The organism is Neisseria sp. P0007.S010, from assembly GCF_051962875.1.
Lineage (GTDB): Bacteria > Pseudomonadota > Gammaproteobacteria > Burkholderiales > Neisseriaceae > Neisseria > Neisseria subflava_A.
On sequence record NZ_JBQCUX010000006.1, the window covers coordinates 1 to 19125 of the forward strand.

Annotated in this window: 17 protein-coding genes; 8 read left to right on the top strand and 9 right to left on the bottom strand. The window is 53.9% G+C overall.

The genetic code is table 11. The features are described 5' to 3' along the window. Window positions 1-250: 250 nt before the first annotated feature. The 4 genes from dksA to ACTHR7_RS05610 all read right to left on the bottom strand — a co-directional run bounded on the left by dksA (window position 251) and on the right by ACTHR7_RS05610 (window position 3029). On the bottom strand, window positions 251-667 hold the full coding sequence (dksA, locus tag ACTHR7_RS05595) for an RNA polymerase-binding protein DksA (RefSeq protein ID WP_049344904.1): 417 nt from the start codon (window positions 665-667) through the stop codon (window positions 251-253). Window positions 668-899: 232 nt separating this feature from the next. Next, window positions 900-1457, bottom strand: coding sequence for a YggT family protein (locus ACTHR7_RS05600; protein WP_440370489.1), 558 nt, complete (start codon window positions 1455-1457; stop codon window positions 900-902). 2 nt (window positions 1458-1459) lie between these two features. Beyond that, the gene (gene proC, locus ACTHR7_RS05605; protein WP_293203672.1) at window positions 1460-2257 is read right to left on the bottom strand and encodes a pyrroline-5-carboxylate reductase; all 798 of its coding nucleotides are present in this window, start codon (window positions 2255-2257) and stop codon (window positions 1460-1462) included. Between the two features lie 76 nt (window positions 2258-2333). Further along, complete coding sequence (locus tag ACTHR7_RS05610; RefSeq protein ID WP_293203671.1) at window positions 2334-3029, bottom strand: YggS family pyridoxal phosphate-dependent enzyme; 696 nt, start codon at window positions 3027-3029, stop codon at window positions 2334-2336. 117 nt (window positions 3030-3146) lie between these two features. On the opposite strand from ACTHR7_RS05610, the gene ACTHR7_RS05615 reads away from it, so the two are divergent. The 3 genes from ACTHR7_RS05615 (at window position 3147) to yccS (ending at window position 7808) form a co-directional block, all read left to right on the top strand. Then, window positions 3147-4193 carry a type IV pilus twitching motility protein PilT gene (locus ACTHR7_RS05615; RefSeq protein WP_004519239.1) on the top strand — a complete coding sequence of 349 codons (1047 nt, stop codon included), beginning with the start codon at window positions 3147-3149 and terminating at the stop codon, window positions 4191-4193. Between the two features lie 85 nt (window positions 4194-4278). Continuing rightward, window positions 4279-5508: a PilT/PilU family type 4a pilus ATPase gene (locus tag ACTHR7_RS05620; protein ID WP_440370490.1), complete on the top strand. Its 1230-nt coding sequence runs from the start codon at window positions 4279-4281 to the stop codon at window positions 5506-5508. Window positions 5509-5672: 164 nt separating this feature from the next. Further along, window positions 5673-7808: a YccS family putative transporter gene (yccS, locus tag ACTHR7_RS05625; RefSeq protein WP_440370491.1), complete on the top strand. Its 2136-nt coding sequence runs from the start codon at window positions 5673-5675 to the stop codon at window positions 7806-7808. A gap of 163 nt (window positions 7809-7971) precedes the next feature. Here the strand turns inward: yccS and ACTHR7_RS05630 are convergent, their stop codons facing one another. Continuing rightward, the gene (locus tag ACTHR7_RS05630; RefSeq protein WP_004519232.1) at window positions 7972-9150 is read right to left on the bottom strand and encodes a phosphoglycerate kinase; all 1179 of its coding nucleotides are present in this window, start codon (window positions 9148-9150) and stop codon (window positions 7972-7974) included. A gap of 195 nt (window positions 9151-9345) precedes the next feature. On the opposite strand from ACTHR7_RS05630, the gene ACTHR7_RS05635 reads away from it, so the two are divergent. From ACTHR7_RS05635 to ACTHR7_RS05645, 3 genes are all read left to right on the top strand, one after another. After that, on the top strand, window positions 9346-10695 hold the full coding sequence (locus ACTHR7_RS05635) for a M16 family metallopeptidase (protein WP_440370492.1): 1350 nt from the start codon (window positions 9346-9348) through the stop codon (window positions 10693-10695). 58 nt (window positions 10696-10753) lie between these two features. Then, window positions 10754-12052 (top strand): M16 family metallopeptidase, encoded by a 1299-nt coding sequence (locus ACTHR7_RS05640; RefSeq protein WP_039861906.1) that lies wholly within the window; start codon window positions 10754-10756, stop codon window positions 12050-12052. A 131-nt stretch (window positions 12053-12183) separates the two neighbouring features. After that, window positions 12184-12543 (top strand): DUF2628 domain-containing protein, encoded by a 360-nt coding sequence (locus tag ACTHR7_RS05645; RefSeq protein ID WP_036492509.1) that lies wholly within the window; start codon window positions 12184-12186, stop codon window positions 12541-12543. Window positions 12544-12620: 77 nt separating this feature from the next. Here ACTHR7_RS05645 and glmS read toward each other — a convergent pair whose 3' ends face one another. The 4 genes from glmS to ACTHR7_RS05665 all read right to left on the bottom strand — a co-directional run bounded on the left by glmS (window position 12621) and on the right by ACTHR7_RS05665 (window position 17086). Then, window positions 12621-14459 carry a glutamine--fructose-6-phosphate transaminase (isomerizing) gene (gene glmS, locus ACTHR7_RS05650; protein ID WP_440370493.1) on the bottom strand — a complete coding sequence of 613 codons (1839 nt, stop codon included), beginning with the start codon at window positions 14457-14459 and terminating at the stop codon, window positions 12621-12623. Window positions 14460-14620: 161 nt separating this feature from the next. Next, the gene (gene glmU / locus ACTHR7_RS05655; protein WP_440370494.1) at window positions 14621-15994 is read right to left on the bottom strand and encodes a bifunctional UDP-N-acetylglucosamine diphosphorylase/glucosamine-1-phosphate N-acetyltransferase GlmU; all 1374 of its coding nucleotides are present in this window, start codon (window positions 15992-15994) and stop codon (window positions 14621-14623) included. A 98-nt stretch (window positions 15995-16092) separates the two neighbouring features. Continuing rightward, window positions 16093-16377: a hypothetical protein gene (locus ACTHR7_RS05660; protein ID WP_107868174.1), complete on the bottom strand. Its 285-nt coding sequence runs from the start codon at window positions 16375-16377 to the stop codon at window positions 16093-16095. A gap of 61 nt (window positions 16378-16438) precedes the next feature. Further along, on the bottom strand, window positions 16439-17086 hold the full coding sequence (locus ACTHR7_RS05665; RefSeq protein ID WP_070646408.1) for a pyrimidine 5'-nucleotidase: 648 nt from the start codon (window positions 17084-17086) through the stop codon (window positions 16439-16441). A gap of 64 nt (window positions 17087-17150) precedes the next feature. Here ACTHR7_RS05665 and ACTHR7_RS05670 point away from each other — a divergent pair, with 64 nt between their 5' ends. Together ACTHR7_RS05670 and ACTHR7_RS05675 are read left to right on the top strand one after the other, a co-directional pair. Further along, on the top strand, window positions 17151-18152 hold the full coding sequence (locus ACTHR7_RS05670) for a thiamine ABC transporter substrate-binding protein (protein ID WP_440370495.1): 1002 nt from the start codon (window positions 17151-17153) through the stop codon (window positions 18150-18152). A 113-nt stretch (window positions 18153-18265) separates the two neighbouring features. Beyond that, complete coding sequence (locus ACTHR7_RS05675; RefSeq protein WP_440370496.1) at window positions 18266-19111, top strand: mechanosensitive ion channel family protein; 846 nt, start codon at window positions 18266-18268, stop codon at window positions 19109-19111. Window positions 19112-19125: the final 14 nt, after the last annotated feature.

Consider the following 19125-nt stretch of genomic DNA (forward strand, 5'->3'; position numbering starts at 1 on the left):
CTGTCTGCTTCGTTTTCTTCACCGCGTCAGCAGCGAAGAACCGAACTATACGCCCCATCACAAAACCAGTCAACACCTTTCGCAAAATTATTTTCAGAAATTTAACCACTTCCCTGTTTTAACAGGGTTTTTATTTTATAAAAAATACAATCAAACTTCCTACACAATCCATACATACAAAAAAACACAAAACAAAGGCCGTCTGAAATGCTCTTTCAGACGGCCTTTTGAGGTTTCTATATCTATATTCTTAGTCGGCGAACTGTTTTTTCATTCGTTCGCGTCGCTCTTGCGCTTCTACGGACAATGTCGCGGTCGGACGTGCCAGCAGGCGTTTGAGGCCGATGGGTTCGCCGGTATCGGCACAGAAACCGTAATCACCTTCGTCAATGCTGCGGATAGTCGCTTGCACTTTATTGAGAAGTTTACGCTCGCGGTCACGGGTGCGCAGTTCTAAAGCGTATTCTTCTTCTTGAGTAGCTCGGTCGGCAGGATCGGGAGCGGATTCGTGCTCTTGAAGATGGCCGGTAGTGGTGTTTGCATTTTCAATCAGCTCTTCTTGCATTTTAACCAGTAGTTCGCGGAAGAAGGCCAATTGGTCGCTGTTCATGTAGTCCTCTTCAGGACCATCCCAGTTTAAAATATCTTGTTCTGTCAGCTTTGCCATGGTGTCTGCTTTCGGTTTGTTGTTAATGATTTGGATGCTACGGGTTTGCTTTTATTGGGTTTTCTTAAATTTCCGTTTTGGAAATTGGGCGAATCATATCATGTTTTACCTATTCATTTGTTCCTTATATTTCGATTTGCACTTTTTTGCACTACCTTACATCTAAATGTATTAAAGCGCTTTTTAGGACGTTGTATTTTTGGTCGTTAATACCTGTAGCCTTTCAGACGGCCTATTGAAGCAACCACAGATTGGTTTGCTGGATAAATTGGGGAAACCACCTGGCCAACCACAACCATAATAAGAGTGCCAACAAACTGCCTGAAAAATCGTATCGCCCTACGCGTAAGAAGGAAAACGGTTTGAGCAATGGTTGCAGGATTCGTTCAATGGCATAAGTCAACGGCGAATAGCGGCCCTGTATGCTGGACACCATTCTAATAATCAGACCGATAAGTAATGTATAGGCCGCGGCTTTCAGCATATGGAGTACGGCAAACCAGAAGTTTGCCAAAATCAGCTTATTGCTGATGGACAGCGCCGGCGAGATGAAAATAATGGCGGTACAGGCAAGGTAGTACACCAGAAAACCTGCTGGCAGGCAGTACCAATCGGTTTTCGCGCCGGATGGAAATGCTTTTTGCCAAGGTTTGGTCAACCAGCCTGTTGCCTGTATGCTGAATTTAAGCAGGGGGTGTTCTGCTGCCAATCCTGCGTATCGGAGCAAAAAGCGCGTGATACACAGGATGGCAATAGCGTCTGCCAATAATAAGAGCAAGTCGCCTCGCATGTTCAGACGGCCTTATATTGTTGCGCCATTTCTTGCGAACGTTTGACGCAGGCTTCTACGCCCTGTTCGATGGCTTCGGCAACGTGACGGGCTTTGAAGGTTTCGATGGCTTCGTGTGTCGTGCCGCCTTTGGAAGTTACGTTTTGCTGTAATTGTGCGAATGCTTCGCCGGTTTGTTCGGCCAAAGCCACTGCGCCTTTAAATGTGGCGAGGCTCAGTTCGCGTGCATCTTGTTCGTTGAAACCTTGTGCCAAAGCCGCATTTTGGAGCGCGCCCAACAGATAGAAAACATAGGCGGGGCCGCTGCCGCTGATGCCGGTAATATTGTGGAGTTGCTCTTCCTCGTTCAGCCAAACGGTCGTGCCGACAGAGCGCATGATGCCGTCTGCGGCTGTGCGGTCGGCTTCTGAAACGCCTGCATCGGCAAACATACCGGATACGCCCAAGCCGATTTTGGCCGGCGTATTGGGCATGATGCGCACGATACGGCGTGTGCCGCCTAGATAATGGCTGAGGGTATCGATGGACAAACCTGCCGCTACGGACAACACCAGCGCTCCATTTAAACGGATGTTTTGACAGGCTGCCTGCATGTCTTGCGGTTTGACGGCGAGAATAAGGACGTCGTCCGCACTCAATTCGGGCAGGTTTTCAGAAGTGGTTACGCCCAATTCTTGCACCAGTTGCGCACGTCTTTCAGCGCCGCGTTCGACAATGTGGACACGATAGCCGTCTTGTTTGACCAAACCGCCTGCAATGGCCGTCGCCATATTGCCACCGCCGAGAAAATAGATATTCATATATATGTCACTCCTTTGTGATATCGATCAGGCCGTCTGAAACTGCTGTCTGCCCTGTTCAGACGGCCTATTACTTTTATTGAGGATAATGCCGCTTGCCGAAAATCGCGCTGCCGATGCGGACATGGGTTGCGCCGCATTCTACCGCGATTGGCATATCTCCGGACATACCCATAGACAAAACATCTGCTTCGACGCCAGCCGCATTCAACTCAGCCAACAGCCACTGCATAGTGTGAAACTGGCTGCGCAACTCATCGTCGCTGCTGTCGGCCTTGGCCACACACATCAATCCGCGCACTTTAATATTCGGCAACTTGGCCACTTCAAGGGCCAGCGCAACCGCTTCATCGGGCGCCACGCCGTGTTTTGCTTCTTCCGCGGCAATGTTCACTTCAATGCACACCTGCAACAGCGACATTTCAGACGGCCTTTGTTCACTCAACCGCCGCGCCGTTTTCAGACGGCCTATCGTATGCACCCAATGTGCGCGTTCGGCCACAAATTTGGTTTTATTAGACTGCACATCGCCGATAACGTGCCAAACAATATCCGGCAGATCGGCCAACGTTTCCGTTTTTTCAAACCATTCCTGAATATAGTTCTCGCCGAAATCGCGCTGACCGGCCGCATACACTTCACGGATATCGTCTGCCGGAAAGGTCTTGCTGACCGCTACCAGCTTTACCGCATCCGCAGGCCGTCCGACAGCCTCAGCCGCCTGTTCAACCGCCCGGCATACGTCCTGATAGTTTTGTTGCAATACCGACATGGTTTTCTCCTTTAACCCGTTCATCACTCGGCATTTTGAAAATTTTACTTGGTCGAACGGATTTATCTATTTAAAATAAAGCGATTTTATTATTCTAAACCAAAACAAGGCCACATTATGCAGATTACCGACTTACTCGCGTTCGGCGTGAAAAACAAAGCCTCCGACCTCCATTTGAGTTCGGGCATTTCCCCTATGATACGCGTACACGGCGACATCCGCCGCATCAACCTGCCCGAGATGAGTTCGGAAGAAGTCGGTACCATGATTACCTCGGTCATGAACGACCACCAACGCAAGCTCTATCAACAGGATTTTGAAGTCGATTTCTCATTTGAGCTGCCTAATGTTGCCCGTTTCCGCGTCAACGCCTTTATGACCGAACGCGGCCCGGCCGCCGTATTCCGTACCATTCCGAGCACCGTCCTGACGCTGGAAGAATTGCGTGCGCCGCGCATTTTCCAAAAAATTGCCGAAAATCCACGCGGGTTGGTCTTGGTAACCGGCCCGACCGGTTCGGGTAAATCCACCACGCTGGCAGCGATGGTCAACTACATCAACGAAACCCAACCGGCCCACATTCTGACCATCGAAGACCCGATTGAGTTCGTCCACCAAAGCAAAAAGGCACTCATCAACCAGCGCGAACTGCATCAGCACACCCACAGCTTTACCAACGCCCTGCGCTCCGCCCTGCGCGAAGACCCCGATGTGATTTTGATCGGTGAGATGCGCGACCCTGAAACCATCTCCCTCGCCCTGACCGCCGCCGAAACCGGCCACTTGGTTTTCGGCACGCTGCACACGACCGGCGCCGCCAAAACCATCGACCGTATTGTCGACGTATTCCCAGCCGGCGAAAAAGAAATCGTGCGCTCCATGTTGTCCGAATCCTTGCGCGCCATCATTTCCCAAACCCTGCTGAAAACCCGCGACGGCAACGGCCGCGTCGCCGCACACGAAATCCTGATTTCCACACCGGCCGTGCGCAACCTCATCCGCGAGAACAAAATCGCTCAAATCAACGCCGCCCTCCAAACCGGTCAGGCCCACGGTATGCAAACCCTCGATCAAGCCCTGCAAACCCTTGTCCGCCAAGGCACCATCAGCCCCGAGCTGGCACGCAGCAAAGCGCAAAACATCGAAAACCTCTCTGTTTTCTAAACCATACCCAGGCCGTCTGAACCCATCATCCCGTTTTCAGACGGCCTTTCAGCCTGACCGAATACCCGTTTTAAAGAGAATCATCATGAGCGACCTCGCCCCTCTGCACGACCTGTTAAGCGAAATGGTGCAAGCCTACTCACAAAAAAACCAAGCACCGCACATCCCCACCCCGGCCGAAATCGGCACACATCTTCACCCCCTGCTCGACCGTATGTGTGAAGAGGCCGAAAAACGCAACGCATCCGACATCTTCATCAGCGCAGGCTTTCCCCCAGCCATCAAAGTCGGCGGCACCCTCACGCCCATGCCCCACAAAGCGCTGACCGGCGCGGACACCGCCGCCATCGCCGAATCCACCATGAACCCCGACCAGCTCGAAGCCTTCAACCGCGACTGGGAAATCAACTATTCCGTCCAATCGCGCAGCAACACGCGCTACCGCGTCAACGCCTACCACGAGCAAGGCCGCGTCGGCATGGTATTGCGCCGCGTCAGCCAAGACATTCCCGAAATGAAGACACTCGGCTTACCCGAAAAGCTCCAAGAGCTTGCACTCGCGCCGCGCGGCCTACTGATCCTCGCCGGCCCGACCGGTTCGGGTAAATCCACCACCATGGCCTCCATGCTCAACTACCGCAACCAAAAGCTGCCCGGCCATATCGTTACCATCGAAGACCCCATCGAGTTTATCTACAAACCTTGCCGCAGCATCTTCACCCAGCGCGAAATCGGCATCGATACCGACAACTGGAAAACCGCCGTTCAAAGCGCCATGCGTCAAGCACCCGATGTCGTCTGTATCGGCGAAGTCCGCAGCGAAGAAAGCATGGAATACGCCCTCCAACTGGCTCAAACCGGCCATCTGTGCGTTTTCACCATCCATGCCAGCACGGCCTCCCAAACCATCGAGCGCATCATCAACTTCTATCCGGAAGACCGCCGCCAACAGGTTTTGATGGATTTGGCGTTAAACCTCGTCGGCATCATCGGCCAACGCCTCACCATCAAGAAAAACCGCCAACGCACGGCCATTACCGACCTCCTGCTCAACACGCCGGCCATGCAGGACTTGATTTTCAAAGGCGAATTGCTAGAAATCCGCGACCTGATGGCACGCTCAGGCAGCAACGGTATGCAGACTTTCGACCAAAACCTCTTCAACCTCTACGCACAAGGCCAAATCGAACTCAGCGAAGCCCTGCGCCAAGCAGTATCCGCCAACGATTTGCGCCTGCGCATTCAAATGCACGACGAGGGCAACAATACCGAACGCCTCTACGACCGCATCAGCGACCTCAACCTGATGACCTAATGGCGCAAGCCAAAAAAAGGCCGTCTGAACGGACGTGGAAACGAAATCAAGTATTTCCCCGTATCCGTTCAGACGGCCTTATCTCATTTAAAGCATTCTGAAACCGACTGAAAATCCTGTTAAAATCCAATCATTCATCTCATAACAAATAAAACAACCCAATCATGAAAACTCCGCCGCTCAAACCTCTGATCATTGCCTCCCTACCCGTCTTCGCCAGCGTGTTCATCGCCGCCACCCTCGTTTGGCACTTCGACACGCCCAAGCTCGTCATGCCCTTCGTACTCGGCATTATTGCCGGCGGTTTAGTCGATTTGGACAACCGCCTCACAGGCCGTCTGAAAAACATCGTCATCACCGTTGCCCTGTTCACCCTCTCCTCGCTGCTTGCCCAAAGCACCATCGGCACAGGCGTTCCCTTCATCTTGGCCATGACCCTGATGACTTTCGGCTTCACCATCCTCGGCACCGTCGGCCTCAAATACCGCACCTTCGCTTTCGGTGCGCTCGCCGTCGCCACTTACACCACGCTGACCTACACACCCGAGACCTACTGGCTGACCAACCCCGTCATGATTCTGTTGGGCACTGTCCTATACAGCGTCAACACCCTGATCTTCCAAATTATCCTGCCCCACCGCCCCGTCCAAGAAACCGTCGCCAACGCCTACGACGCACTCAGCAACTACTTCGATGCCAAAGCCGACTTTTTCGATCCCGACGAAGCCGCATGGTTGGGCAACCGCCAAATCGACTTGGCCATGAGCAACACCGGCGTGATTACTGCCTTCAACCAATGCCGCGGCGCACTTTTCTACCGATTGCGCGGCCAACACCGCCATCCGCGTACCGCCAAAATGCTGCGCTACTACCTCTGCGCGCAAGACATGCACGAACGCATCAGCTCCGCCCACGTCGATTACAGCGAAATGGCCGAGCAGCTCAAAAATACCGACCTCATCTTCCGCATCCGCCGCCTGCTCGAAATGCAAGGCCAGGCGTGCCGCAACGTTGCCGCCTCCCTGCGCAACAACAAACCCTACGCATACAGCAAACGCCTCGGCCGCGCCATGGAAGGCTGCCGCCAGTCCCTCAGCCATTTTGCCGAGACCCATGCCGACAATGCCAACCTCCACAATATCCGCCGCCTGCTCGACAACCTCAGCAGCGTCGATTACCAACTGCGGCAACTGCAAAACGATGCGTCCCTTGCCGAAAACGACAACGCCGACACCCGCATCGCCGCCCTTGAAAACACCAAGTTCCGCAATATCGGCGAAACCGTCCTCAGCCAGCTCAATTTCGACTCCGGCGTCTTCCGCCATGCCACCCGCCTCTCCATCGTCGTGGCCGCGGCCTGTATCATTGTCGAAATCCTTCATCTCAACCTCGGCTACTGGATTCTGCTGACCGCCCTTTTCGTCTGCCAACCCAACTACACCGCCACCAAAAGCCGCGTGTACCAACGTATCGCCGGCACGATTCTCGGCGTGATTGTCGGTTCGCTCGTCCCCTACTTCACCCCGTCTGTTGAAACCAAGCTCTGGATTGTCATCGCCAGCACCACCCTGTTCTTCATGACCCGAAGCTACAAATACAGCTTCTCCACCTTCTTCATCACCATCCAAGCCCTGACCAGCCTCTCGCTTGCCGGTCTGGACGTGTACCACGCCATGCCCATCCGCATCATCGACACCATTGTCGGTTCCGTTATCGCATGGGCCGCCGCCACCTACCTCTGGCCCGATTGGCGTTACCTCACCCTCAGCCACACCGCCGCCCAAACCATTACTGCCAACGGCCGCTATCTCGACGCCATCCTCGACCAGCTGCAAAACGGCAGCCGCGACGATTTCGACTACCGCCTCACCCGCCGCCAAGCCCACGAAAGCATCGCCGCCCTCAGCAGCACCCTGTCGGACATGAGCAGCAACCCGAAAAAATACCAAGACCGCCTGCAAGACGGTTTTACCCTGCTCAAAACCAGCTATGCGCTGACCGGCCACATTTCCGCGCTCGGCGCATACCGCGACCAAGTCCGAATCGACGGCAACGACGGCTTTGCACCCTATGCCAAGCTGACCCACCACATCGCCGAGTTGCTGACCCAAATGCCCCAAACCGACCCCGAGGCTTTTGAAACGGCCATGACCCAAATCCGTCAGGAATTTGCCGAGCTTGAACAAAACACACAAGCGCAACAAGACCACATCCTCAAACACCAGCTCGACCTGATCATCCGCCAGCTTACCCCGTGCTACCAGGCATTGCACCGACAAGCCGACGTGGAGGCCGTTTGAAAAGAGCCGGACACTTTCCAGCCTGTTTAGCAACAAGTCTGCCAATCATCGGCGTTGAGTCCAGCTAAACACTTACTCGAATAAAAACCAAAACAAAAGGCCGTCTGAAACCTGATTTCCAGATTTCAGACGGCCTTTATTCAGCCATCGATATTAAAACCGATTATGCGCCGCGTTTTTCCAAAGCAGCAACGGCAGGCAACTCTTTGCCTTCCAAGAATTCGAGGAACGCGCCGCCGCCGGTGGAGATGTAGCTGATTTGATCGGTTACGCCGAATTTAGCAATTGCCGCCAAAGTGTCGCCGCCGCCGGCAATCGAGAACGCATCGCTTTGGGCAATCGCTTCGGCCAATACTTTGGTACCGCCGGCAAATTGGTCAAACTCAAACACGCCGACCGGGCCGTTCCATACGACCGTACCGGCAGCTTTGAGCAAATCGGCCAAAGCAGCGGCGGATTTTGGGCCGATGTCCAAAATCATGTCGTCTTCGGCAACGTCGGCAATGTCTTTCACCACCGCTTCCGCATCGGCGGCAAAGGCTTTAGCGACAACCACATCGGTCGGCAGCGGAACAGAGCCGCCTTTGGCCGCCATTTTCGCCATGATTTTTTTGGATTCTTCCACCAAATCGTGTTCGGCCAAAGATTTGCCGATGGCTTTGCCTTCTGCCAACAGGAAGGTATTGGCAATACCGCCGCCGACGATGAGTTGGTCGACTTTGTCGGCCAAAGATTCGAGGATGGTCAGCTTGGTGGACACTTTGCTGCCGGCAACGATGGCAACCATCGGATGAGCCGGTTGTTTCAGGGCTTTGCCCAAAGCGTCGAGTTCGCCCGCCATCAACACGCCGGCGCAGGCAACGGGCGCGGCTTGGGCAACGGCTTCAGTTGAAGCTTGGGCGCGGTGGGCGGTACCGAATGCGTCGTTAACGAATACGTCGCACAAAGAAGCGTAGGCTTTGCCCAGCTCCAAGTCGTTTTTCTTCTCGCCTTTGTTGATGCGCACGTTTTGCAACATCACGACATCACCGGCGTTCAAAGTTGGTTTGTTTTCACGCCAGTCGTTCAATACTTTCACGTCTTTGCCCAACAGTTTGCCCAAATGCGCGGCAACAGGCGCTACATCGTCTTCAGGATGGAATTCGCCTTCGGTCGGACGGCCGAGGTGGGTCATCACGATCACAGACGCGCCGTTGTCCAAGCAGTATTTGATGGATGCGAGCGAAGCACGGATACGGGTGTCGTCGCTGATGTTGCCGTCTTTGAACGGTACGTTCATATCGGCGCGGATCAGAACGGTTTTGCCTTGAACATTTTGTTCGGTCAGTTTCAAAAATGCCATGATGATTCCTTTGTGATGATTGGGAACGGGAATGTTTGGGATTATCCGCGAATGAGGCGCGACGGTAAAGATTGGCAACGGCCGTGCTTGATGTGAATCAGCAGATAAAGCCGCAGGCCGTCTGAAACATTCGGCCAATCTTTGCAGATTTTCCGCTATACTTTGGCGATTGATTTTCATTTTACGGATTGAACCATGTTACGCCGAATTGCTTTAATGCTTGCCTTCGCGCTGCCTGCCGCTTCATGGGCGCAGACGCTTTCTGAAACCCTGCCCAACGGTCTGAAAATCATCGTCAAAGAAGACCACCGCGCGCCTGTGGCCGTTTCGCAGATTTGGTACAAAATCGGCAGCGTGGATGAGAAACCGGGCAAAAGCGGCCTGAGCCACGCTTTGGAACACATGATGTTTAAAGGCACGAAAGACGTTCCCTCCGGCGAGTTCAATCGCCGCGTGTCCGAGCTGGGCGGGCAAAACAACGCCTACACCAGCCGCAATGAAACGGTGTATTACGAAAACGTCGCCGCCGCCAACCTGCCCGAGATTCTGAAGCTCGAAGCCGACCGCATGCACAACCTCAACTTCAGCGACAAAGAATTCCTCAACGAGATGAACGTCATCCGTGAAGAACGCCGCCAGCGCACTGAAGACACGGCCGACGGCAAAATGTGGGAGCAAGCCTATCTTGCCGCCTTTACCCAACCGTCGATGCGCGCCTCCGTCATCGGCTACATGAAAGATTTGCACACCCTAAAAGCCGATGACCTGCGCGCGTGGTACAAACAATATTACGCGCCCAACAATGCCGTATTGGTCATTGTCGGCGATGTCGATGCCAAACAAACGCTTCAGACGGCCGCCAAACTCTTTGGCGATATTCCGGCCAAAGCCCAGCCGCCGCGTAACAAGCTCCATACCGAACCCTATTTGCGCAAGCCTGTTACGGTCAAAGCCACTTCTCCGGTCACACACCAGCCGCTGATTGCCATCAACTTCCGTGTGCCGAAACTCCAAAAATTCGACGACGCAATGCCTTTTGCCCTCGACGTCCTCTCCGATATTTTGGCAGGCAACGCGTCCAGCCGTTTTGATAAAAACCTCGTGCGCGGCAAGCAAACCGCATTGAACGCAGGCACGCATTACGACATCATCAGCCGTGAAATGCCGCTGTTCAGCGTCATAGCCATGCCTGCCGAAGGCGTGAAAACCGATACTCTGATTGCCCAGCTGCGCCAAGAAATCAAAGACATTGCCGACAACGGCGTTTCCGAAGAAGAATTGCAGCGCGTCAAAACCCAGGCAGCAGTCAACGAAATCTACGCCAAAGACTCCATGTCTTCCCAAGCCTCCATGATGGGGCGCCTCGAAGCGCGCGGTTTCCAATATACCGACGAACAAGAAATCCACCGCCGCTTACAGGCAGTCAGCGCGCAAGAAGTACAGGTCGCCGCCCGGATGTTGACCGACGAGCGCATGAGTACCGTCATCATCGAGCCGCAAAAAACAGCCACCGCGCCAAGCAAAAAAGCTGCCAAACGCCGATAAACATCAGGCCGTCTGAAAGCCCATACCCTTTCAGACGGCCTTAACAGAAAGCCACAACATGAAACCCACCCTGCTCGCCCTTGCCCTACTCCTGCCCTTAAGCGTCCAAGCCGCCACCGACATCCAGCGCTGGCGCAACCACGACGGCACCCAAATCCTCCTTGTCGAACGCCACGAAAACCCCATCATCGACCTTGAAGTCAGCTTCAAGGGCGCAGGCAGCGTCGCCAATCTGGACGGCAAAAGCCAAGTTGCCGAATTTACCGCCGCCCTTCTGACCGACGGCACCCAAGAACTGGACGAAGAAGCCTTCAATGCCGAAGCCGACAACATCGGCGCACAAATCAGCAGCGACAGCAATGCCGAAAGCGCATCCGCAGGCTTCCGCAGCCTCAGCAAAGCCGACATCCGCGACAAAGCCGCCAACTTGCTCAACCACTCGCTGACCCGTCCGCGCTTTGACGAAGCCGTTTTCCGCCGCCGTCAAATCCAATCCATTACCGGCTTGCAACAACAGGAAACCACCCCCGACTACACCGCCACGCGCGAACTGACCAAGCTCATCTATCCGAACCACCCCTACGGCAGCGGCGCAAACATAACCGTCGACAGCCTCAAACAAGTTAGTCTGGACGACATCCGCGCCTTCCACCGCACCCACTACGGCAAAGACAACGCCATCGTCGCCATCGTCGGCGACCTCAACCGCAAACAGGCAGAGCAACTGGTCGAGCTCGTCCTCAAAGACCTGCCGGTCAAAGCCACTGCAACCCACGCCATCCCTCCCGTTTCCAAACAAACCGCTCAACGCCGCGACATCCCCTTTGCCGGCACACAGGCACAAGTCCTGCTCGGCACCTCCCTCATCAAACGCCATGACCCCGACTACTACGCCCTCGTTGCCGGCAACTACATCCTCGGTGGCGGCGGTTTCGACAGCCGCCTCATGAAAGTTTTGCGCGACCAACACGGCTACACCTACGGCGTATACAGCAGCCTCGCCCCGGCGACAGAAGAAGGTACGTTTGCGGTTTCCTACTCCACCCAAAAGAAAAACACCAAAGCCTCACTGGCCGACACCCAAGCCGTCATCGAGCAGTTTATCGCCGAAGGCCCGACCGAAGCCGAGCTGAAACAGGCCAAAGCCAATATCGTCGGCGGCTTCCCCCTGCGCTATGACTCCAACGACAAACTGCTCAACTACCTGAGCCTGATCGGCCTCTACGACCTGCCCAACGACTACTTGGAAGCCTATCCCAAAGCCATCAACAGCCTGACCGTCGAACAAGTCCGCGACGCATGGCAACGCCGCATCAAATTCAAAGACCTCAACACCGTCGTTGTCGGTGCAGAATAAAACGCTTTAAAACAACAGGCCGTCTGAAAGATTTTTCAGACGGCCTGTTTTCTTAATTATTCAAATCGTTTATGTTATCGTGATACAATCACTTGTTTTTTCAATTTTTGATCGTAAAAGGAATATATTTTATGAAAACTTACAAAATATTCAAAAATCCGACAGGTCAATATGAAGCTGTCAAACAAGGTTGGTCTTGGCCTGCATTTTTCTTTGGCGGCATCTGGGCATGCGTGAAAAAAATATGGGGTTTGGGTATCGGAATCTTTGTTGTATTTATAATTTTGAATTTAATCGCCGGTGACAATCCGGCCATGGGAAGCCTTGTCAGCGCACTTGGCTTCGGTGTAGGCATTGTACTTGGCTTACAAGGCAACAAATTGCGTGAAGGAAATCTGAAAAAACGCGGCTATCAAGAAGCACCTAAAATCATTCAGGCCAATAACCCGGAAGCTGCTGTCGCACAATACATTTCCGAATACGAAAAATAAATCGGATTCTTAAAACATAAAGGCCGTCTGAAACCTTGAAACAAGTTTCAGACGGCCTTTTTTTACCGGTTTATTACTTACTCAACCGTTACCGATTTAGCCAGGTTACGCGGTTTGTCCACGTCTGTACCGCGTGCGAGGGCGGCGTGGTAAGACAGGAGTTGCACGGGGATGGTGTGCACGATCGGCGAGAGTACGCCGACATGGCGTGGGGCGCGGATAACGTGCACGCCTTCGGTGGCGTTGAAGTTGCTGTCGAGGTCGGCGAAGACAAAGAGTTCGCCGCCGCGTGCGCCGACTTCCTGCATATTGGCTTTTACTTTGTCCAACAGGCTGTCGTTCGGGGCAATCACGACAACAGGCATGTTCTCGTCCACCAAAGCCAACGGACCGTGTTTCAACTCACCCGCAGGATACGCTTCGGCGTGGATATAGGTAATCTCTTTCAGCTTCAATGCGCCTTCAAGGGCGATTGGGAAGTGGATACCGCGACCCAAGAATAGTGCGCTGGTTTTCTTGGCAAAATTTTGCGCCCAAGCGGCGATTTGCGGCTCCAGATTGAGAGCGTGCTGAATGCTGCCCGGCAGTTGGCGCAATTCTTCAACGTATTCACGCGCTTGTTCGTCAGAAACCAGGCCGCGCTGTTTGCCCAAGGTAACGGCCAGGCCGAACAAGACAACCAGTTGGGTCGTGAACGCTTTGGTAGAAGCGACGCCGATTTCTGCGCCGGCGCGTGTGTACAGTACCAACTCGCTTTCACGCGGCAGGGCGGATTCCATCACGTTACAAATAGACAAGCTGTGTTTGTGTCCCAAGGATTGCGCGTATTTCAGGGCTTCCATGGTATCCAAGGTTTCGCCGGATTGGGAAATGGTGATGACCAGTTGTTTCGGATCGGCAATCACGTCTCGGTAGCGGTATTCGCTGGCAATTTCCACGTCGGTTGGCACTTTGGCAATGGATTCGAGCCAGTATTTGGCGGTCAGTGCGGCATAGTAGGACGTACCGCAGGCAAGGATTTTGATGCTGTGGATATCGTCGAACACTTCGCGTGCATTCGCGCCGAAGTTTTCAGGTTCGAAACCGCCGTCCAAGAAGACTTCGGCAGTATCAGCAATGGCGCGGGGCTGTTCGTGGATTTCTTTTTGCATGAAGTGGCTGTATGGGCCCAACTCCAAAGAAGCCAGAGACAACTCGGACACTTTAATCGCGCGTTCGGTTTGCGCACCGGTTTTGTCGAGCAGTTTTTCGATACCGTTTGCGTTCAGCAGGGCGATGTCGCCGTCTTCCAAGTAAGCGATGCGGCGGGTAAAGGCGATCACGGCGGATACGTCGGAAGCGATAAAGGTTTCTTGGTCGCCCAAGGCCACCAACAGCGGGCAGCCCATGCGTGCAACAACCATTTGTTCAGGGTTGTCTTGTGCGATAACGGCAATGGCGTACGCACCGTGGAAACGGGCAGTCGCAGCTTGGACGGCTTCAAACAGTTTGCCGCCGTTTTGCGTGTATTCGTGGTTGACGCTGTGGGCGATGACTTCGGTATCGGTTTGCGATTCGAAGGTGTAACCCAACGCTTGCAGGCGTTCGCGTTCGGCTTCAAAGTTTTCGATGATGCCGTTGTGGACAACCGCGATCATGCCGCCGGAAATGTGAGGGTGGGCGTTAGGCTCGGTTACGCCGCCGTGGGTTGCCCAACGGGTATGGCCGATGCCGATATGGCCGAACACGCCATTTTCACGTGCTGCATCTTCCATCAGCTGCACACGGCCGACACGGCGGACGCGTTTGATTTTGCCGTCCATGTTTACGGCAATACCCGACGAATCGTAGCCTCGGTATTCAAGGCGTTTGAGACCGTCGGTCAGAAAATCGACTACATTGTGATTGGCGCGAATAGCACCTACGATACCGCACATATAAGTTCCTTAGTATCAAAAGTTTGAAAAAATGACTGCTGCTCCGGCTCCCGAAAGCGGCAGTCGGAAAACGCCGTTTTATATTCATTGAAACGGCAAATCTGGGTTTCAGACGGCCTGTTGTTTCTCAAGGCCGTCTGAAAACAAATAAAAGACCAGCCTTACTTCTTATCGCCTTTTTCCGGACGCACCCAGCCTTCGATGACGGTTTGGCGCGAACGGGCGAGGACGAGTTTGCCGCCTTCGCAGTTGCGGGTAATCGCGCTGCCCGCGCCTGTCGTCACTTTGTTGCCGAGGGTAACGGGGGCAACCAGTACGCAGTTTGAACCGATGCGTACTTCGTCACCGATGACGGTTTTGTGTTTGTTCACGCCGTCGTAGTTGGCAATAATCGTGCCGGCGCCGAAGTTGGTTTTGCTGCCGATCTCGGCATCACCGATGTAGGTGAGGTGGTTGGCTTTGGTGCCGTTGCCGATGGTGGCGTTTTTGACTTCGACGAAGTTGCCGATGTGTACGTCGTCGGCCAGTTTGGCTTGCGGACGCAAACGAGCGTATGGGCCGATTTGGTTGTTTTCGCCGACTTCGCAACCTTCAAAATGGGAGAATGGGGCGATTTTGGTGTTGGCACCGATTTTGGCGTTTTTGATCACGCAGTTGGCACCGATTTCGACGTTGTCGCCGAGTTCGACTTCGCCTTCGATGACGACGTTGACGTCAATCACGACATCTTGTCCGTATTTCAGACGGCCGCGTAAATCGAAACGCGCCGGATCGCGCAGGGTTACGCCTGCTTTGAGCAATTCTTGCGCCTGCTCGGTTTGGAAAATACGCTCGAGTTCGGCCAGTTGGAGTTTGTTGTTCACGCCTGCGGCCAGATGGGAGGCGCGGACTTGGACGGGATGAACTTTGATACCGTCGGCAACGGCTTTGGCGATGAGGTCGGTCAGATAGTATTCGCCTTGGGCATTGTTGCTGGAAAGGCTGTTCAACCAAGCTTCGAGTTTGGCGTTGGGCAGAACCAAAATGCCGGTGTTGATTTCTTTCACGGCTTTTTGGGCGGCATCGGCGTCTTTTTCTTCGACAATGGCGGTTACGCTGCCGTTGCTGTCGCGGATGATGCGGCCCAAACCTGTCGGGTCGTTGGGCACGTCGGTCAGCAGGCCGACTTCGTCGCCTGCGGCTTCGAGCAGGGTTTCGAGGGTGGCTGCGTCAATCAGGGGGACGTCGCCGTACAACACCAGCGTGCGGCCTTCGGCAGACAGGTGCGGCAGGGCGGTTTTGACGGCGTGGCCGGTACCGAGCTGTTCGGTTTGCTCAACCCAAACGACATCGCGTTTGACGGTGTCCAAGACTTGCTCTTTGCCGTGGCCGATGACGACGCAGATGTTTTGCGGATTCAGGGAGGCGGCGGTGTCGATAACGCGCTCAACCATGGGAAGGCCGCCGATGCGGTGCAGCACTTTGGGTATTTTGGAGTACATGCGCGTGCCTTTGCCGGCGGCGAGGATGACGATATTTAAAGCTGTCTGAGCCATGATACGGTTTCCGTTGTCGTTGTTTGAGGCCGTCTGAAAAGTGGGGCAACAAGTGTTGATTGTTTTTCACTCCGTTTCAGACGGCCTTGGGGATATTGTTATTCGGTTGCTGGCTGTTGGTTGGCAAATTGCGGTTTTTGCCAGTGCTGGCCGCGTTCGCCGTGTTCAGCGTGATCCGCTTGATGGGATTGGACGGCGCGGCGCTCTGGGCGGAACTGGTTGTAATTCATGTTTTTAGAATAAGTACCGTCCTGATAAACGATAGGCGTGCCGTTAGCATATTTTTGGCGTACGGCGGTACGGCCGGATTCGTTGGTGTAGGTTTCCCAAGAGCAACCGGCCAAAACGGCGGCGGCGGTCAGAATTAAAGCGAGTTTATGCATGATGTTGTCCTTGTTTTTAAATGTCGGCAATACCGTGTATTGTACTTGTTTTTGCAAAACTTCACGGCAGTTTTGTGCAAACTTCAAGCAAACCCTGCATATCTTTCGCTATGCCGTCGGCAAATGGCAGCGGATGGGCCTTTTCGCCGTACCAAACGGTCTTCATGCCCAAGGCTTTGGCTTGGTGCAGATTGTCGGCGCTGTCGTCCACCATAATGCACTGTTCGGGTTTGACGCCCAACAGGCGGCAGACGTTGAGATAGGCCTGCGGATTAGGTTTGTAGAGCAGGCCGAAGTCGTCCGTGCCGAACAAGCCGTCAAAATGCGCTTCCAAGCCCAACGTTTCAACCAATGCGCGGACATAAAACGAAGGCCCATTGGAAAATACGGCTTTTCGCCCTTTCAGACGGCCTAAAACATTATCAGTTCCATCCATACCCTCCACCTTTACCAAAATTTGCTTAAGTGGATGACTTTCAAGCAGAAATTCATCGATATCAACTTCGGGATGGTGGATTTGCAAACCAGCAAGCGTCGCGCCGTATCGGTGCCAATAATCTTGGCGCAGTTGGGAGGCGGCTTCTTCGGAAAGCTTCAGACGGCCTGCCATGTATTCGGTCATGGCGCGGTTGATGATGTAGAAAATGCCGGCTTCGGCATTGTGCAAAGTATTGTCGAGGTCAAACAGCCAAACGGGGGAATGATTCATATCGTGCCTTGATATGCAGATTTTGTTATGATATTTCGTATTTTACCCGCACAAAGGAAAGAGAATGAAACTGAAATTGTCCGCAGTGGCTCTATTACTGGCCTCGGCAAACCTGTACGCCCAAACCGAAGTACGTCTGGCCGTGCACAAATCCTTCAGCCTGCCCCAATCCGTCATCGCGCAATTTGAAAAAGCCAACGATGCCAAAGTGTCCGTCATCAAGGCAGGCAGCGGCAACGAAATGCTCAACAAGCTGATTTTGAGCAAAGCCAACCCGATTGCCGATGCAGTTTACGGTTTGGACAACGCCAACATCGGCAAAGCCAAAGCCGCCGGCGTCCTCGCCGCCAGCCAACCCAAATCCGCACCCGTAACCGCCTCCCTGCCCGATGCGCTGGCCGTCGATTACGCCTATGTCGCCATCAACTACGACAAAAAATGGTTTGAACAGAAAAAACTGCCCCTGCCGCAAACCCTGCAAGATTTGACCAAACCGGAATATAAAAACCTTCTGGTGACCCCGTCTCCCGCCACATCCTCGCCCGGCCTCTCCTTCCTCTTGGCCAACATCGGCGGCATGGGTGAAGAAGGCGCATTCAAATGGTGGGCGCAAATGCGCCAAAACGGCGTAAAAGTTGCCAAAGGCTGGAGCGAAGCCTACTACACCGACTTCACCCAAAACGGCGGCGCCTACCCCCTCGTGGTCAGCTATGCCACCAGTCCGGCGGCCGAAGTCCACTACTCCAAAGGCAAATACAGCACCCCGCCCACCGGCAACCTCTTCCTCAAAGGCGGCACATTCCGCCAAGTTGAAGGCGCGGCCGTTTTGAAAGGCACAAAACAACCCGAGCTGGCGGCCAAACTGGTGAGCTGGCTGCAAAGCGGCGAAGTGCAAAAAGCCCTGCCTGCCGAAATGTGGGTCTATCCGGCAGTCAAAAACACGCCGCTGCCCAAAGTATTCGAATTTGCCCAAACCCCGAAACACAGCGATTCCCCCAACCGCGCCGACATCAACACCAAACAAAAACAATGGGTGAGCCGTTGGAGCAAAACCGTTTTACGTTAAGCTGAAAAGAATTTAGGAAAGATTAAAGGCCGTCTGAAAAAACAAATCATTAGTTTTTCAGACGGCCTTGTTTTACAATGACCTTTTAAACAACTTCACACGCACACACAATTATGAATTTCGATCTTCAAGTCCTCTCCTCCTTCTCCGGTTGGGAACAACTCGCCCAAACCGGCATGTCTTTCGGCATGAACCTGCTGGCCGCCTTGGCCATCTTCTTTATCGGCCGCTGGGTCGCCACGCGCGTGGTGACACTGATGAAAGCCGCGCTGACTCGCGCCAAAGTCGATAAAACACTGGTCAGCTTCCTCGGCAACGTCGCCAACATCGGCCTACTGATCCTCATCATCATCGCCGCACTGGGTAAACTCGGCATTCCGACCACTTCCGTGACCGCCTTGATCGGTGGCGCAGGCTTGGCCGTGGCTTTGTCTTTGAAAGACCAACTGTCCAACTTCGCCGCCGGCGTGCTGATTATCCTGTTCCGCCCGTTTAAAGTCGGTGACTTTATCCGCGTCAACGGTTTTGAAGGCATCGTCCGCGAAATCAAAATGGTGCAGACCTCTTTGAGTACGCCGGACAACGAAGAAGTCGTCCTGCCCAACAGCGTGGTCATGACCAATAGCATCACCAACCGCTCCTCCCTGCCCCTGTGCCGCGCCCAAGTCGTTGTCGGCGTCGATTACGCCTGCGACTTGAAAGCCGCCAAAGCCGCCGTATTGAGAGCGGCAACCGAGCATCCATTATGTGTTCAAACCGAAGAACGACCTGCCGTCGTATATATTACCAACCTTGCCGCCAGCGCCATCGAAATCACGCTTTGGGCATGGACGAACGAAGCGGATTTGGCCTTATTCCGATTTGGTTTGAATGAGCAGGTCGTCGAAAACCTGCGCGAAGCCAACATCAACATCCCATTCCCACAATGTGATGTCCACCTCATTCAGCCGAAAGACTGATTTCAGCTTTCAGG